A 13,964-nucleotide genomic window follows, 5' to 3' on the forward strand; every position below is an offset into this window, starting at 1 on the left:
GCCATGCAGGAGCGCGGTCGTCATGACCCGCACGTGGCTGCGCTGGATGCCAGCCGCCGTCGTCCCCGCCGTGATCGCCGCCGGAGTCCTGGCGGGCTCCGTCCCGGCCAGCGCCAAGGATCCGCTGCCATCGAAGACCCCGGCCGAGGTGATCGCCCTCATGGCCGGGCAACACCAGGCCGCGTTCTCCGGCACGCTGGACCAAGCCTCCAGCCTGGGCCTGCCACAGCTGCCCACCACCGGGCCGGGAAGCTCCCCGGAGACCGCCTGGCTCGAGCTGCTGACCGGACCGCACACGGCGCGCGTCTACCGCAACGGAACCGAGAACCTCCGCGTGCAGGTGCTGGACCGGCTCGCCGAACGCGACGTCATCCGCAGCGGCAACGACCTCTGGCTCTACTCCTCCAAGGACAACTCCGCCGCCCACGCCGTCATCCCCGCCGACGCCGGACACCAGGGCATGGGCAAGGGCGCCGGATCCGGGACCGACGCCGGGGCGGTCCCCACGCCGGATGCGCTGGCAGCGAAGCTCCTGGCCGCGCTCGAACCCACCAGCGATGTGGCCGTCGCGCCGGACGTCGACGTCGCCGGCCGCTCTGCCTACCAGCTGGTCCTCACCCCGAAGAGCCCGGACACGCTGATGGCCTCGGCGGCGATCATGGTGGACGGCCAGACGGGGCTGCCGCTGGGCGTGGAACTGAAGGCCCGCGGCCAGGCGGACCCCGCCTTCCGGGTGGCGTTCAGTGCCATCTCGCTGACGGCCCCGGACGCCGGAATCTTCCAGTTCACCCCGCCGGCCGGCGCCGGTGTCAAGGAACTTCCCGCCCGGGATCCCTCCGGGAAGGATCACTCCGGCCAGGCCGCCAAAAAGCCGTCCGGAACCGGCAAGGACCCGCAGGCTGGGAAGCGCAAGGTCAGCGGCAGCGGCTGGGATTCCGTGCTGGAACTGCCCGCCGGCACCCTGACGCCCCCGGCATCCGGCGCCGCCGGTGCCACGCCCGGCAATGCGGCGGCCCTGCTCCAACAGGCCGCGGTCCCCGTGGCGGGTGGCCGGCTGTTGTCCACGGCACTGCTGAATGTACTGATTCTCGACGACGGACGGGTGTTCCTGGGGTCCGTGCCGCTGGCGCGGCTGCAGGCCGCGGCCGGCGGCCAGTGACCGACCGCTCCGGGCGTGCCGGGAACCCCGTCTCCCCGGTGCGGGAGACGCCTCCGGGGAGTGCGGCGGCCCCTGGGCGTGTGGCGGAACCGGGTCCCGGGCCGTCCGGCCTCAGCATCGAGACCCTCGGCCTGAGTAAACGGTTCGGCCGCCAGCTGGCGGTCGACGGCGTCGACCTGGCCGTCCCGACGGGCTCCGTCTTCGGGTTCCTCGGCCCCAACGGCTCGGGGAAGACCACCACCATCCGGATCCTGCTGGGCCTGGCGGCGGCCTCCGCCGGAACCGTCCACGTCCTGGGCGAGGAGATGCCGCGGCAGTTGAGGTCCGTGCTCCCACGAGTCGGCGCCCTGGTGGAGGGCCCGGCCTTCTACCCGTTCCTCTCGGGCACGGCGAACCTGCTGCGGTTCGACGCAGCGGACCCCGAGGCCCCGACCCGGACCCGGCACGCCCGGGTCCATCGGGCACTGGAGCGGGTGGGACTGACCCACGCCGCGGACAAGCCGGTCAAGGCCTACTCCCTGGGCATGAAGCAGCGGCTGGGCATCGCCAACGCGCTGCTGGCCCCGCGCGAGCTCCTGGTCCTGGACGAGCCCACCAACGGCCTGGACCCGCAGGGTACCCGCGAGGTGCGGCACCTCGTGCGGTCCCTCGCCGCGGACGGCACCACCGTCTTCGTCTCCAGCCACCTACTGGCCGAGGTGGAACAAATCTGCACGCACGCCGCAATCATGAGCGCAGGACGCGTGGTGGCCCAGGGGACGCTGGCGCAGCTCCGGCAGGACGGCCACGCACGGGTGCGGCTGCGTACTCCCGACCCGGACGACGCCGTCCGGGTCCTCCGCGGCCTGGGCCTTGCCGCCGCGGCCGGACAGGACGGGGAAGTCACCGCGCCGCTGCCGGAAAGCCCGGCCGTGGCGCCGCAGCCCCCGCCGGAAGATCTGGTCTCCGCCCTGGTGGCCGCGGGCGTCAGGGTGCGGGGCTTCGCGGTGGAGCAGGGCAGCCTGGAGGACCGCTTCGTGGAACTGACCGGGGAGGGCTTCGATGTCGCCCGCTGAACCGGCGCCGCGGGAGACGCCTGCATCCGAATCGGGGCCCGCGGACCAATCCCGGTCCGAGCGCCAGCCCCGGACAACGCCCCGGCCGTCCGCATCGACCAGGCCCGTGCCGGTGCTCCGGCTGCTCGGCTCGGAGCTGGCCGTGCTGTTCCGCCGCCGGCGTACCTGGGCCATGCTGCTGGCGCTCGCGGCGATCCCGGTCCTGATCGCCGTCGCCGTCAGGCTCTCCTCTGCCGTGCCGCCGGGCCGCGGCCCCGCCTTCCTGGACCGGATCAGCCAGAACGGACTGTTCGTCGGGATCACGGCCATGGTCGTGGCCGTCCCGTTGTTCCTGCCGCTTACGGTGGGCGTGGTGGCCGGGGACACCCTCGCCGGCGAGGCCGGCCAGGGCACCCTGCGGTACCTGCTGGCGGCCCCGGCCGGACGCGGCCGCCTGGTGCTGGTGAAGTACCTTGCCGCGGCGGCGTTCGCCGTCGCCGCCCCCGCCGCCGTCGCCCTGGCCGGCGCGGGGATCGGCGCCTTGCTCTTCCCGGTGGGGCCGGTGACGCTGCTCTCCGGGGACACCATCGGCGTCGCCGAGGCGGTGGGCCGGCTGCTCCTGATCGCCGCGTATCTGGCGGTGTCCCTGCTGGGGCTCTCCGCCGTCGGGCTGTTCGTTTCTTCCCTCACCGACGTGCCGGTCGGGGCTATGGCGGCCACCGTGGTCCTGGCCGTGGTCTCGCAGGTGGCTGACGCGCTGCCGCAGCTGGACTGGCTCCATCCCTGGCTGCTCAGCCACCGCTGGCTGGACTTCGCCGACCTGCTCCGGCAGCCGGTCGGCTGGGATTCGTTCGGCGCCAACGCGTTGCTTCAGGCCGGGTATGTGGCGGTGTTCGGCGCCTTGGCCTACGCCCGGTTCGCCACCAAGGACGTCCTGTCCTGACGCCCGGACCGCGTCAGTAGCGGGCCGCGTAAGGGTAGAGCTGCATGCCGGACATCGCGGCGATGTCCGTGACGGTGATCCCGGCGTCCGGGTTCAGGGCCTGGACCACCCGGCCGCCGCCCATGTAAATGGCCACGTGGTAGAAGCCTGGGGCGGAGCCCCAGACCAGCAGGTCGCCCGGCTGGGCGGCGGAGAGCGGAACCTTCACCGGCGCCTGGGCGAACTGGTCCGCCGCGGTGCGCGGGAGGCGTTTGCCGGCGGCGGCGAAGGCGTTCTGGACCAGCCCTGAGCAGTCGAAGCCGTAGGCTCCCGTGCCGCCGTACTGGTAGAAGTAGGGCGCGCCCACCTTGGCCAGGGCCGAGGAGATCGCCACCTGGTTGGAGCCGCCGGTGGACGGCGGCAGGACCGGCGCGGGGGCCGGCTGTTCCGGGGCGGGCTGGACGGGAGCCGGCTGGACCGGTGCGGGCGCGACCGGCGCCGGCGCGGCGGCCGGCGGTGCCGGCTGGGCCGGAGCGGGCTGGGCGGGTGCGGGCTGTTGAGCCGCCGGAGAGTTCAACTGGGTGTTTCCGGTGGTGCCGGCCGGCTGGTTCCCGGACTGCGGCGCCGACGCCTGCGGCGCGGACGGGGCGGTGCCCGCCGGTCCCGGCTGCGGGGCCCTGGCCGCCGCTGCCGTCACCGCGGCCAGCTGCGCCTCCTGGCGCTGGCGTTCCAGCCCGTCCACCCGCTCGGTCTCGAGGGCGACGGTGGTGTTGCGGAGGGTGGCGAGCTGGCCCACCAGCACGGTCTTCTGCGCCGCGGCCTCGGTCACGGCCCGCTGTCGCTCGGTGTTGGCCCGCTCGGCGTCGGACTTGCGGGATTCCGCGGTGGCCGCGGCGTCATCGGCCGCGCGGCCGGCCTCGGCGGCGGCGTCCTTGGTGGAGGCTGCTGCCGCGGCGGCGGTTTCCGCGGCCTGGAACGCCCGGGTGCGGCTGGCCGCGACGGATTCCAGTGTGGCGGCCTGCTGCAGGGTCTCGCCGTTGCCGCCCATCAGGCTGCCCAGGCCCGGAGTCATGCCGCCGTTGCGGTACAGGTCGCCGGCGAGCTGCCCGATGACCTTGCGGGCCTTGGCCTGCTCGGCCTCCGCGGCGGAGGCCTTCGCGTCCGCCAGCGCGGCGGCATCCTTGCGGATCTGCAGCTGCACCAGCGCGTCGGTGTAGGCGTTGTTGGCGGCCAGGGAGGCGGCCATGCCGGTGTCGCGGGCCACGGAGGCGTCGGCAAGGAGGCCGTCGATCCGGTCCACCTCGGCGGCGGCAGCGGCGGCGTCGGACTTCGCGGCGGCGATCTCCTCGGGGGACGGCAGCTCGGGCGAGGCGGGGACCCGCTGGACGGTGGCCGGGGCGGCTGTGGCCGCGTGCGCCGGGAGCGCGGCGGCACCCAAGAGGACGACGGCGGTACACAGGGCCGCGGCCCTGCCGCCGGTTCCGGACCAGATCATGGGAAAACCTCGCTGCAGTCAGGCTGGCGCGAGCGAGGGGAGGAGTGATGGCAACGAAAAAAGACCCTCTGCGGATCGCCCAGCAGGCTTGAGGCTACGTGCCAAAAACCACTTTGGCAACAGAGGTCACATGAATAACATAAACAACACGAGTGTCATTCGGGAGCGATTGCTCCGGCGTGTCGCGGCATCGGCTCAGCCCCAGCCGAGCTCATGCAGCCGCGCGTCGTCGATGCCAAAGTGGTGGGCGATCTCGTGCACCACCGTGACCGTGACCTCGTGCACCACCTCCTCGCGGGAGGCGCAGAGATCCAGGATGGGGCCGCGGTAGATGGTGATCCGGTCCGGCAGCGATCCTGCGTCCCACCAGGAGTCCCGCTCGGTCAGGGGCACGCCCTCGTAGAGGCCCAACAGGACCGTCTCCGGGTCCTCGCCGGGCTGCGGGACGTAGTCGTCTTCGATAAAGACGGCCACATTGTTCATCGTCGCGGCCAGCCGCGGGGGGATCCGGTCCAGGGCGTCAGTGACCGCCGTCTCGAAGTCGTCCGCCGACATCGAGAACCCGGCGCCGCCGTCGTCGTCGTTTCCGGCGGGTACGATCGGCAGTCCGGGCGGCAGGGAAGCGGTCATGGGAAAACCCTACGCCGGGCGCGGACGTGACCGGCGGCGGGTCAGCGCGACGCCCGCCAGGCAGATCACGCCGCCCACCAGTCCCCACACGGTGGGGATCTCACCCAGCAGCAGCCAGGAAATGAGGATGGTGGTGCCCGGCACCAGGTAGGTGGTGGCGGCCAGGCGGCCGGCGTCGATCAGGGACAGCGCATAGGCCCAGGTGGTGAACGCGATGGCGGTGGGGAAGACGCCGAGATAGACCAGACCCAAGGTGGCCGGCAGCGGGGCGGCCTGGACCTCCGTGACGAGCTGGCCGGCGAACGGCAGGCAGCACAGCGCGCCCACGAGGATGCCGAACCAGGTGGCCTGGGCGGCGGGGACCTTGCGCAGCACCGGCTTCTGGATGATGACGCTGACGGCGGCGAGGGCGGCGGCCAGCAGGCAGAGCAGCACGCCGGCCACGTCCCCCTTCGACTGCTGCCCGGAACCGAGCGCGATCACCGCGACACCGCCGAAGGCCACCAGGCTGCCGATGATCAGCCAGCGCGGGAAGCCTTCCTTGAGGATGATCCCCGCCATCACCGCCACCAGGATCGGGTTGACGTTGATCAGCAGCGCGGCCGTCCCGGCGTCAAGGAGGTGCTCGGCGGCGTTGAGGGCCACGTTGTAGCCGCCGAACCACATCACCCCGTAGGCCAGGATGGGCCACCATTCGCGGCCCCGCGGGATGATGCCGGTGCGGCGCAGCTGGGGCAGCACCACCACGCCCAGCGCGACGACGGCCACGGCCAGCCGGCCCAGGGTGAGGCTGCCGGGGGAGAAGCTGGGGCCGACGGCGCGGATTCCCACGAAGGCCGACGCCCACAGCAGCACGGTGACGACGACGGCGGCAATGCCGCGGCCGCTGACGGCGGGCGGCGTGCCCGGGGTGTGCGGGGGCTCGGGGAGGGCGGGATCCGCGGGTGCCGTGAGGTTGCTGTGCTGGGGGAGTCCAGTGCCGTTGCCGGCCGTTGTTGCCATAGTGCCAATCTAGCTCCCGCCGGAGCGGCCCGGCTGGCGGAAATCGGCCACGTCTCGTCGAGTTCCTGCCAGGCCCGGGTGGTAGCCGCTCAGTGCAGCACGCTGGCGGCGGCCCGGATGGCGTCCGCGACCCCGGTCAGGGCGGCGGACCCCTGCCGCCACTGCTGCCAGTAGAGGGTCACGTCCACCGGGGTCCTGGGGGAGAGCAGGCCGAGGCGGCCGGACCGGAGGTCCCCGTCCAGCTCCAGGTCCGGCATCAGGCCCCAGCCCAGGCCCTGCCGGATGGCGTCGGCGAACTCCTGCGCGGCGGGGATGTAGTGCCGCGGCGGCCGGGATCCGGAGGCCTGCATCGAGGCCAGCCACCGGTCCTGGAGGTCGTCCTTGCGGTCGAAGGCCAGCATCGGCGCCTGGCCCAGGGCATCAGCGGAGACTCCGTCCGGGAACCAGCGGCGGGCAAAGTCCGGGGTGGAGGCCGCCAGGTACCGCATGGTGCCGAGCCGCCGGGAGGTGCAGCCGGGCACGGGCTCAGCGGTGGCGGTCACGGCCGCGGCGGCCGCCCCGGACCGGAGCAGGTCGAGTGAATGTTCCTGGTCCTCGCGCAGGATCTCCAGCCGGGCGGCGGTACCGGCCGCCACCACTCCCGGCAGCGCCCACGTGTGCAGGGAATCGCTGTTGATCACCAGTGTCAGCCTTGGGGCGGTATGGGGCCCGGCCGGCTGGATTTCCTCGGCCAAGTCCGCGGTGAGCAGTTCCAGCCGCCGGGCGTAGCGCACCACCACGTGGCCGGCGTCGGTCAGCACCGGCGGCCGGGCCCGGGTGAGCACGGGCCGTCCGACGGCGGTCTCCAGGGCGCGGATCCGCTGGCTCACGGCGGAGCCTGTGACGGATAGCTCGTCGGCGGCCGCCTCGAAGCTCCCCTCGGCCACGATGGCCGCCAGCGTGCGGGCCTGCTCCGGCGTGATATCGATCATTAGCCCAGCTTATGTTGCCGCAGAATCATTAAATGGTTTGAATCTTCCGCGCGGCCTACGGTGGCAGGGTGATCCTTCCGCTGCTCACCGGTCTGTCCGCCGGGCTCTCCCTTATTGTCGCCATCGGCGCGCAGAATGTCTTCGTCCTCCGGCAAGGCATCCAGCGCTCGCATGTGGGCCTGGTGGTGGCCGTGTGCGCCCTCTCGGACCTGGTGCTGATCCTGGCCGGCGTCGCCGGGATCGGGGTCCTGCTGGACCGGGCGCCCGCCGCCATCACCGTGATCCGGTGGGCCGGGGCCGCGTTCCTCCTGGCCTACGGGCTGATGGCGGCACGGCGCGCATTCCGGGGCGAGCGGATGGAGATTTCCGGCGGCGGCCAGCCCAGGCCGCGGCTGGCGATCCTGGGCGCCTGCCTGGCCTTCACCTGGCTCAACCCGCACGTGTATCTCGACACCGTGCTGCTGCTTGGCTCGCTCGCCGCGGCGCAGGGCGATCCCGGCCGGTGGTGGTTCGGCGCCGGCGCCGGCCTGGGCAGCATCCTCTGGTTCACCGCCCTGGGCGTCGGCGCGCGGTACCTCGCGCCGCTCTTCCGGCGCCGCGGCGCATGGCGGGTGCTGGACGCGTGCGTCGCCGTCGTCATGGTGGCCCTGGCGGTGGCCCTCCTGGCCTAAGGTTCGGGGCGGCGGTCCGCTACCGCCCCCGCCCGGCCCACTCCAGAAGCCGTTCCACCGGCCAGGTGGTGATGATCCGGTCCGCGGGGACCCCGTTGCTCTCCGCCCGCTCCGCGCCGTACTGGAGGAAGTCCAGCTGGCCCGGGGCGTGCGCGTCGCTGTCGATGCTGAACAAGCAGCCGGCCTCGAGGGCCAGCTGGACCAGCTCATCCGGCGGGTCCTGGCGTTCGGGGCGGGAGTTGATCTCCACGGCCACGCCGTGGTCGGCGCACGCTGCGAAGATGGCCTTTGCGTCGAAGTCCGACGGCGGCCGCGTCCCCCGTGATCCGGAGAGCAGCCGGCCGGTGCAGTGACCCAGGATCCGGGTGTGCGGGTCCCGGATACCCCCGAGCATCCGGGCGGTCATGGTCCGGGTGTCCGCCCGGAGCTTCGAATGGACACTGGCCACCACCATGTCCAGCCGGCCCAGCAGTTCCGGGCTCTGGTCAAGGGTCCCGTCCTCCAGGATGTCCACCTCGATGCCGGCCAGCAGGCGGGTCCGCACCCGGCCGTCGTCGTCCTGGTCCGCCTCGATCCCCGGCAACAGGTCCAGCTGCTCGCCCAGCCGCTCCGGGCTCAGGCCGTTGGCCACCTTGAGGTTCGGCGAATGATCCGTCAGGGCGAGGTACTCCCGGCCCAGGGTGCGGGCCGCGTCCAGCATTTCCTCGATTGGGGATCCGCCGTCGGACCAGTTGCTGTGGCTGTGCAGGTCCCCGCGCAGCCGGGCCGCCAACTCGCGGCCGCCCTCGGCCAGCGGAGTTGCGCCGCGTTCCCTCAAGTCGGCGAGGTAGTCGGGCACCCGGCCGTCCACCGCCTGGGCGATCACCTCAAACGTCCGGTCGCCGATGCCCTTCATCCGCTTCAGCCGGCCGTCCGCCCGTCGGGCCGCGAGCTCTTCGGGGGAGAGGCCTGCGACGGCGCCCGCCGCCTTCCGGAAGGCCTGCACCTTGTACGTCCCGGCGAGCTCGCGCTCCAGCCAGAAAGCGATCTCGTTGAGGGCTGCGACGGCGTCCATCCGACCATCATCCACACACCCCGGCGGGCCCTGTCCAGAGCTTATTCCCGGATTGGGCAACCGATTTTGGAGTTTCTGGAACTTGGCCCTATAGTTTTAGAGGTCCAGTTCGGAGGAACCCGGCGGGCGCAGGAATCACGGCTTCGGCGTGTGGCTTTTGTCCCGGCATCAATGGTTTGCCGGACGGCGTCCTGGCCCCCATCGTCTAGCGGCCTAGGACACCGCCCTTTCACGGCGGCGGCACGGGTTCGAATCCCGTTGGGGGTACGCAGGGAGCTGGTCAAACCGGGTAAAAAAGTCTGGTAAGCTAGAGTCCTTGAAAAAGTGCGGTAGCGATACGGCACAGGCAAGAAAACGCAGTAATAAGCAGCACACGCAAGGCCCTGTAGCGCAGTTGGTTAGCGCGCCGCCCTGTCACGGCGGAGGTCGCGGGTTCAAGTCCCGTCAGGGTCGCTTTGGTTGCCAGAAGAAATTCCGGCGGTCATGGTGACATGTCACCTAGGCTCTGTAGCTCAGTTGGTAGAGCGTTCGACTGAAAATCGAAAGGTCACCGGATCGACGCCGGTCGGAGCCACCACTGGGAAGCATCAGTCCGTTTCGGACTGGTGCTTTTCTTCTTTTAAGCCCATTCCAGGGCCGGGGCGCCCGTTTGGGGACACGCCGGGACCCCGGGCTAGACTCGCACGCTGGGGAAGAACGCCAAGGCCACGGCCGGTCCTGCGGACCCCGTGGCGCAATCTCGACCAGAAGAGTGACCGTGAAGAACATCCTGCCCGCCGTTGCCCGCCCGCTGACCCTCGCCGCCGTCGTCTCCGCCCTGGCGTTGACCGCCTGCTCGGCCCCCGAAGACGCCGCCCCGGCGTCGTCCGCTCCCGCGCCGGCCACGGCCTCTGCCACCGCAACGTCCAGCGCCACCGCCTCCTCCGGCCCGTGGGGCGACTTCCCGTCGGCCGCCGAGGCCTGCAAGACCATCTCCGAGCAGGCCACCGGCGCCTCGCTGCTGCCGATGTCCGCCGCGCAGGGCAAGACGGCCGAGCTGGAGCAGTACAAGGCGGAGCTGAGCCGGACCGCGGAGCGCGTGCCGGACAGCCTCAAGGCCGCCTTCAGCAAGCTGAACCAGGTGGCCGTGGCCGGCCTGAGCGACCAGACCGTGTACAGCAGTGGCAAATTCCAGGCCGCCATGGCCCCCGTCACCGGCTGGATCGCCGCCAACTGCAAGTAGCCCGGCGGCCGGATCCTCCCGCCTCATCCCCATCGTCGGCCCCACGGGCTAGGGTGGTGGAAAAGAGAAGGGAGTGCCCCATGGACCACCAGGATTCCCACCCGGCCGCTGCCGACGGCGCGCTGGTTCCGGCCGCCGCGGCCGCCGCCTCCGGCCGCACCGTTATTTCCGAGACCGCCGTCGCCAAGGTCGCCGGGATCGCCGCCCGCTCTGTGCCCGGCGTCTACTCGCTGGGCAGCGGCCCGTCCCGTGCCCTGGGTGCCATCCGCGACGCGGTAGGCAGTGTCGACCACGCCGCGGGCGTACGCGCCGAGGTGGGCGAGACCCAGGTGGCCGTGGACATCGACCTGGTGGCCCTCTACGGCACGCCCCTGCACCCGCTGGCAGACCAAATCCGCGCCGCGGTGTACGCCGCCGTGGAAGAGCTCGTCGGCCTGCAGGTCATCGAGGTCAATGTCGAAATCCACGACGTGTTTGTCCCGGGCCCGCCCAAGCCGGCGGCCGCGGAGGCGCGTCCCACCCGGGAGGTCCTGCAATGAGTCCCACCATCGCCGGCATCGCCGCCGGAGCGTTCCTGGCCTTCATGTCCTTCGCGTTCGGCGCCTGGGGCTTCCTGGGCTCCCTGTTCTTCATGGCGATCGGCGGGCTGCTGGGCCGCGCGGCGGAAGGGAAACTGGACCTGCGCGGCGTCCTCGACGCCATCACCGGCCGGCGCTCCTCCTCATGAGCGTGGCCACCGGGCGGCAGCTGGCCGGACACAACCGGATCAACACCCAGGCGCTGACGTCGGTGGCGCGCGCCGCGGCGGCCGAGGCGCTGGGCGTCCCGGCGCAGGACGTGCGCGCTGACTGGACCGACGACGACGGCCTGCTGGCCCTCTCGCTCGTCACCCCCATCGCCATCCCGTCGCTGACCAGCGTGCTACGCGACCCGTCCCGGGTGGCGTCCTTCGGCGGACCCATCCAGGACCGTGCCGTCGCGGCCAAGGCGCAGATCCTGCGCCGGGTCACGGAGCTCAGCGGCGCGCAGCTGAGCCGCGTAGACATCCGCATCAGCGGCGCCACCATCACCGACGGAGGGCGGGTTAGGTGACACACGCAGCGCAGCGGAACGACGTCCCGCCGGGCCCCCTGCCCGAGCGGCCCGGAAACCCCTCAACCTTTACCAATCCCGATTCCCCCGGCGAGGCCGGCAGGCAGCGGATCCTGGCTCGCGAGACCACCTCCTCCCGCGCCGGTGCCGCCGTGGTGGCGGCCATCCTGGTGATCGCCGTCTGCGGTTACGCGCTGCTGGAAACGGCGGTGCGCGCCGTGGGCCAGCCGCCCTGGCTGATCGACCCGGAGACCGCGGCGGACCAGGTCACCGCCCTGCCCGCCGGGGTCCCGCCGGTCCTGCTGGGCATCGTGGGGGCCATCCTGCTGGCCGCGGGCGCATGCTTCGTCATGGCCGCCGTCCTGCCGGGCCGCCGCGCCCGGCACGTCCTCGCGGACCCGCGCGCCGCCGTCGTCGTGGACGACGAGGTGATCGCCTCCGCCCTTGCCCGGCGCGCCCGTCTGGCTGCCAACGTGACCCAGGAACAGGTGATGGTGGTGGTCTCCCGCCGCGAGGTCCAGGTCAATGTCCGGCCCACCTCCGGTGTCCCGCTGAGTGCCGGGGACGTCCAGGCCGCGGTCGAGGCCGAACTGCGCGACATGGCGCCCGAACCGATGCCCGCCGTCCGGGTCAACGTGGCCTCCTCGGGGGTGATCGGCGCATGAACGGCACCCCCCGCGTCCTGAACCGGATCCTGGCAGGCATCTTCGGCCTTCTGTTGCTGGCGGTCGGGCTGCTGCTGGTCCTGCTGGCCGCTGTGCCCGCCGTCGCCGCCTGGTGGCAGGGCTGGTCATCCGGCGCCTGGGCGAACATCCGGACCCTGTCCGAGAGCACGCGGATCCCCGGCCAGTCCGAGAGCTGGCTCTGGATCGTGATGGTCCTCCTGCTCATGGCCGTGATCGTGGCGATGGTGGCGTGGCTGGCGCAGCAGGGCAAGGGCCGCTCCAACATCCTCGTGGCCGAGGACGACGCCGGTGAGGTCCCCGGCTACGTCCGGATCGGCGGCGGCGTGGCCGAGCAGGCGCTCCGAGCCGCCCTCGCCGGCCGCCCCGACCTGGCCGGCGCCACCGTGGCGACCTACGACTTCAGGGGCCGGCCCGGCCTCCGAATCCGGGTCCAGCCCCGTCAAGGTGTCGCCCCCCACCTCCTCGCGGCCGAGGTTTCGGCGCTGGTGGAAGCGCTGGACGCGGTGATCGGACGGCGCACCCCGGTGCTCATCCACATCGGCTCCGGGGCCCGCTCCAGGTTCGGCCGAGCCGAACGGGTGCGCTGACCCCTGCTTCGTGTCGCGTTCGTGAAACTCTTCCTCAACTCGCGATGTAAACGCTTGCATTTTATTGGTAAGGCTGATTACTGTGATCGGTACCACATGAATGCATCACCGGTTCCACCGGTACTCAGCGAGGAGCACCTGTATGAAAACCCGTAAGTATCTACTTCCCGTGGCCGCGGCCGGTGTGCTGGCCCTCTCCCTGTCCGCCTGCGGTGGCGGCGGCAGCTCCAGCGGCGGCGGAGGCGGCAACTCGGGTGGCGGTGACGCGGCCGCAAACATGGACGGCCGGGGTCCCATCACGTACGTCCAGGGCAAGGACAACAGCAACGTCGTCCGCCCGCTGATCGAGAAGTGGAACGCGGCGCACCCGAACGAGAAGGTCACGTTCAAGGAGCAGACCGACCAGGCAGACCAGCAGCATGATGACCTGGTCCAGAACTTCCAGGCCAAGAACGCCAACTACGACGTGGTCAGCGTCGACGTCGTCTGGACCGCGGAATTCGCCGCCAAGGGCTGGCTGCAGCCGCTCAAGGACAAGATGGCGCTGGACACCTCAGGCATGCTGAAGCCGACCCTCGACGCCGCCTCCTATAAGGGCACCCTCTACGCGGCCCCCGAATCCTCCGACGGCGGCATCCTGTACTACCGCAAAGACCTGGTGCCCACCCCGCCGAAGACCTGGGACGAGATGATGAGCATGTGCTCGATCGCCAAGTCCAACAACATGGGCTGCTACGCCGGCCAGTTCTCCAAGTACGAGGGCCTGACGGTGAACGCCTCCGAGGCGATCAACTCCGCCGGCGGCTCCGTCCTGGACAAGGACGGCAAGCCGAGCCTGACCACGGATGATGCCAAGGCCGGCCTCAGCAACCTGGCCAAGGCCTACGCAGACGGCAACATCCCGAAGGAAGCCATCACGTACAAGGAAGAGGAATCCCGCCAGGCATTCCAGGACGGCAAGCTGCTCTTCCTGCGCAACTGGCCCTACGTTTACAACCTGGCCACCACCGAAGGTTCCTCCAAGGTCAAGGACGTCCTGGGCATGACCGCCCTTCCGGGTAAGTCCGGCCCCGGCGCCTCCTCCCTCGGCGGCCACAGCGCCGGCATGAGCGTCTACTCCAAGAACAAGGCCACTGCGCTGGACTTCATGAAGTTCCTCACCACCGAAGAAACCCAGAAGTTCTTCGCCACCCAGGGTTCGCTGGCCCCGGTCCTGACCAAGCTGTACGACGACAAGGACCTAGTCGCCAAGCTGCCGTACCTGCCGGTGCTGAAGACCTCCATCGAGAACGCCGTCCCGCGCCCCGTGACCCCGTTCTACCCGGCCGTCAGCAAGGCCATCCAGGACAACGCATACTCGGCCATCAAGGGCGAGAAGGCTGTTGACGCAGCACTGTCCGACATGCAGAAGTCCATCGAAACCCAGTCAAAGTAGTCCA

Annotated in this window: 16 protein-coding genes and 3 tRNA genes; 14 read left to right on the forward strand and 5 right to left on the reverse strand. The window is 71.3% G+C overall.

The window, feature by feature from the left end:
- Nucleotides 1–22 precede the first annotated feature (22 nt).
- The 3 genes from ACFUCU_RS10890 to ACFUCU_RS10900 all read left to right on the forward strand — a co-directional run bounded on the left by ACFUCU_RS10890 (nucleotide 23) and on the right by ACFUCU_RS10900 (nucleotide 3,136).
- Nucleotides 23–1,159 (forward strand): outer membrane lipoprotein carrier protein LolA, encoded by a 1,137-nt coding sequence (locus ACFUCU_RS10890; RefSeq protein ID WP_377972569.1) that lies wholly within the window; start codon nucleotides 23–25, stop codon nucleotides 1,157–1,159.
- An 80-nt stretch (nucleotides 1,160–1,239) separates the two neighbouring features.
- Nucleotides 1,240–2,214: an ATP-binding cassette domain-containing protein gene (locus ACFUCU_RS10895; RefSeq protein WP_377972571.1), complete on the forward strand. Its 975-nt coding sequence runs from the start codon at nucleotides 1,240–1,242 to the stop codon at nucleotides 2,212–2,214.
- A 172-nt stretch (nucleotides 2,215–2,386) separates the two neighbouring features.
- Nucleotides 2,387–3,136, forward strand: a complete 750-nt coding sequence (locus ACFUCU_RS10900) for an ABC transporter permease (RefSeq protein ID WP_377972871.1) — start codon at nucleotides 2,387–2,389, stop codon at nucleotides 3,134–3,136.
- A gap of 13 nt (nucleotides 3,137–3,149) precedes the next feature.
- Here the strand turns inward: ACFUCU_RS10900 and ACFUCU_RS10905 are convergent, their stop codons facing one another.
- The 4 genes from ACFUCU_RS10905 to ACFUCU_RS10920 form a co-directional block, all read right to left on the reverse strand.
- Nucleotides 3,150–4,610, reverse strand: coding sequence for a C40 family peptidase (locus ACFUCU_RS10905; RefSeq protein WP_377972572.1), 1,461 nt, complete (start codon nucleotides 4,608–4,610; stop codon nucleotides 3,150–3,152).
- Nucleotides 4,611–4,805: 195 nt separating this feature from the next.
- Nucleotides 4,806–5,240 (reverse strand): metallopeptidase family protein, encoded by a 435-nt coding sequence (locus ACFUCU_RS10910; RefSeq protein WP_377972574.1) that lies wholly within the window; start codon nucleotides 5,238–5,240, stop codon nucleotides 4,806–4,808.
- 9 nt (nucleotides 5,241–5,249) lie between these two features.
- Nucleotides 5,250–6,242 (reverse strand): DMT family transporter, encoded by a 993-nt coding sequence (locus ACFUCU_RS10915; RefSeq protein ID WP_377972575.1) that lies wholly within the window; start codon nucleotides 6,240–6,242, stop codon nucleotides 5,250–5,252.
- Nucleotides 6,243–6,331: 89 nt separating this feature from the next.
- On the reverse strand, nucleotides 6,332–7,213 hold the full coding sequence (locus tag ACFUCU_RS10920) for an ArgP/LysG family DNA-binding transcriptional regulator (RefSeq protein ID WP_377972577.1): 882 nt from the start codon (nucleotides 7,211–7,213) through the stop codon (nucleotides 6,332–6,334).
- Between the two features lie 68 nt (nucleotides 7,214–7,281).
- Here ACFUCU_RS10920 and ACFUCU_RS10925 point away from each other — a divergent pair, with 68 nt between their 5' ends.
- Nucleotides 7,282–7,884 (forward strand): LysE/ArgO family amino acid transporter, encoded by a 603-nt coding sequence (locus ACFUCU_RS10925; RefSeq protein ID WP_377972579.1) that lies wholly within the window; start codon nucleotides 7,282–7,284, stop codon nucleotides 7,882–7,884.
- A 19-nt stretch (nucleotides 7,885–7,903) separates the two neighbouring features.
- Here ACFUCU_RS10925 and ACFUCU_RS10930 read toward each other — a convergent pair whose 3' ends face one another.
- On the reverse strand, nucleotides 7,904–8,938 hold the full coding sequence (locus tag ACFUCU_RS10930; protein ID WP_377972581.1) for a PHP domain-containing protein: 1,035 nt from the start codon (nucleotides 8,936–8,938) through the stop codon (nucleotides 7,904–7,906).
- A gap of 194 nt (nucleotides 8,939–9,132) precedes the next feature.
- Between ACFUCU_RS10930 and ACFUCU_RS10935 the strand changes: the two genes are divergently transcribed.
- The 10 genes from ACFUCU_RS10935 to ACFUCU_RS10980 all read left to right on the forward strand — a co-directional run bounded on the left by ACFUCU_RS10935 (nucleotide 9,133) and on the right by ACFUCU_RS10980 (nucleotide 13,960).
- A tRNA-Glu gene (locus ACFUCU_RS10935) sits at nucleotides 9,133–9,205 on the forward strand.
- A gap of 112 nt (nucleotides 9,206–9,317) precedes the next feature.
- A tRNA-Asp gene (locus ACFUCU_RS10940) sits at nucleotides 9,318–9,391 on the forward strand.
- Nucleotides 9,392–9,439: 48 nt separating this feature from the next.
- A tRNA-Phe gene (locus ACFUCU_RS10945) sits at nucleotides 9,440–9,515 on the forward strand.
- A gap of 180 nt (nucleotides 9,516–9,695) precedes the next feature.
- Nucleotides 9,696–10,160 carry a hypothetical protein gene (locus ACFUCU_RS10950; RefSeq protein ID WP_377972583.1) on the forward strand — a complete coding sequence of 155 codons (465 nt, stop codon included), beginning with the start codon at nucleotides 9,696–9,698 and terminating at the stop codon, nucleotides 10,158–10,160.
- Between the two features lie 80 nt (nucleotides 10,161–10,240).
- On the forward strand, nucleotides 10,241–10,699 hold the full coding sequence (locus tag ACFUCU_RS10955) for an Asp23/Gls24 family envelope stress response protein (RefSeq protein ID WP_377972584.1): 459 nt from the start codon (nucleotides 10,241–10,243) through the stop codon (nucleotides 10,697–10,699).
- Nucleotides 10,696–10,887: a hypothetical protein gene (locus ACFUCU_RS10960; RefSeq protein ID WP_377972586.1), complete on the forward strand. Its 192-nt coding sequence runs from the start codon at nucleotides 10,696–10,698 to the stop codon at nucleotides 10,885–10,887. The genes ACFUCU_RS10955 and ACFUCU_RS10960 overlap by 4 nt, the downstream gene beginning before the upstream one ends.
- Nucleotides 10,884–11,252: a hypothetical protein gene (locus ACFUCU_RS10965; RefSeq protein ID WP_377972588.1), complete on the forward strand. Its 369-nt coding sequence runs from the start codon at nucleotides 10,884–10,886 to the stop codon at nucleotides 11,250–11,252. The genes ACFUCU_RS10960 and ACFUCU_RS10965 overlap by 4 nt, the downstream gene beginning before the upstream one ends.
- A 38-nt stretch (nucleotides 11,253–11,290) precedes the next feature.
- On the forward strand, nucleotides 11,291–11,917 hold the full coding sequence (locus ACFUCU_RS10970; RefSeq protein WP_377972872.1) for a DUF6286 domain-containing protein: 627 nt from the start codon (nucleotides 11,291–11,293) through the stop codon (nucleotides 11,915–11,917).
- On the forward strand, nucleotides 11,914–12,525 hold the full coding sequence (locus ACFUCU_RS10975; protein ID WP_377972589.1) for a hypothetical protein: 612 nt from the start codon (nucleotides 11,914–11,916) through the stop codon (nucleotides 12,523–12,525). Before ACFUCU_RS10970 ends, ACFUCU_RS10975 begins: the two co-directional genes overlap by 4 nt.
- 142 nt (nucleotides 12,526–12,667) lie before the next feature.
- Nucleotides 12,668–13,960, forward strand: a complete 1,293-nt coding sequence (locus tag ACFUCU_RS10980) for an ABC transporter substrate-binding protein (protein ID WP_377972591.1) — start codon at nucleotides 12,668–12,670, stop codon at nucleotides 13,958–13,960.
- Nucleotides 13,961–13,964 lie beyond the last annotated feature (4 nt).

Origin of the sequence: Arthrobacter sp. NPDC057259 (genome assembly GCF_042668995.1) — a bacterium.
Taxonomy (GTDB): Bacteria; Actinomycetota; Actinomycetes; order Actinomycetales; family Micrococcaceae; genus Arthrobacter.

Excerpts from the sequence above, each read along its gene's own strand:
- ACFUCU_RS10955 (WP_377972584.1), top strand. The coding sequence starts at position 10,241 with ATGGACCACCAGGATTCCCACCCGGCCGCTGCCGACGGCGCGCTGGTT.
- ACFUCU_RS10930 (WP_377972581.1), bottom strand. The coding sequence starts at position 8,938 with ATGGACGCCGTCGCAGCCCTCAACGAGATCGCTTTCTGGCTGGAGCGC.
- ACFUCU_RS10975 (WP_377972589.1), top strand. The coding sequence starts at position 11,914 with ATGAACGGCACCCCCCGCGTCCTGAACCGGATCCTGGCAGGCATCTTC.
- ACFUCU_RS10900 (WP_377972871.1), top strand. The coding sequence starts at position 2,387 with ATGCTGCTGGCGCTCGCGGCGATCCCGGTCCTGATCGCCGTCGCCGTC.
- ACFUCU_RS10980 (WP_377972591.1), top strand. The coding sequence starts at position 12,668 with ATGAAAACCCGTAAGTATCTACTTCCCGTGGCCGCGGCCGGTGTGCTG.
- ACFUCU_RS10915 (WP_377972575.1), bottom strand. The coding sequence starts at position 6,242 with ATGGCAACAACGGCCGGCAACGGCACTGGACTCCCCCAGCACAGCAAC.
- ACFUCU_RS10960 (WP_377972586.1), top strand. The coding sequence starts at position 10,696 with ATGAGTCCCACCATCGCCGGCATCGCCGCCGGAGCGTTCCTGGCCTTC.
- ACFUCU_RS10910 (WP_377972574.1), bottom strand. The coding sequence starts at position 5,240 with ATGACCGCTTCCCTGCCGCCCGGACTGCCGATCGTACCCGCCGGAAAC.
- ACFUCU_RS10920 (WP_377972577.1), bottom strand. The coding sequence starts at position 7,213 with ATGATCGATATCACGCCGGAGCAGGCCCGCACGCTGGCGGCCATCGTG.
- ACFUCU_RS10905 (WP_377972572.1), bottom strand. The coding sequence starts at position 4,610 with ATGATCTGGTCCGGAACCGGCGGCAGGGCCGCGGCCCTGTGTACCGCC.
- ACFUCU_RS10890 (WP_377972569.1), top strand. The coding sequence starts at position 23 with ATGACCCGCACGTGGCTGCGCTGGATGCCAGCCGCCGTCGTCCCCGCC.
- ACFUCU_RS10965 (WP_377972588.1), top strand. The coding sequence starts at position 10,884 with ATGAGCGTGGCCACCGGGCGGCAGCTGGCCGGACACAACCGGATCAAC.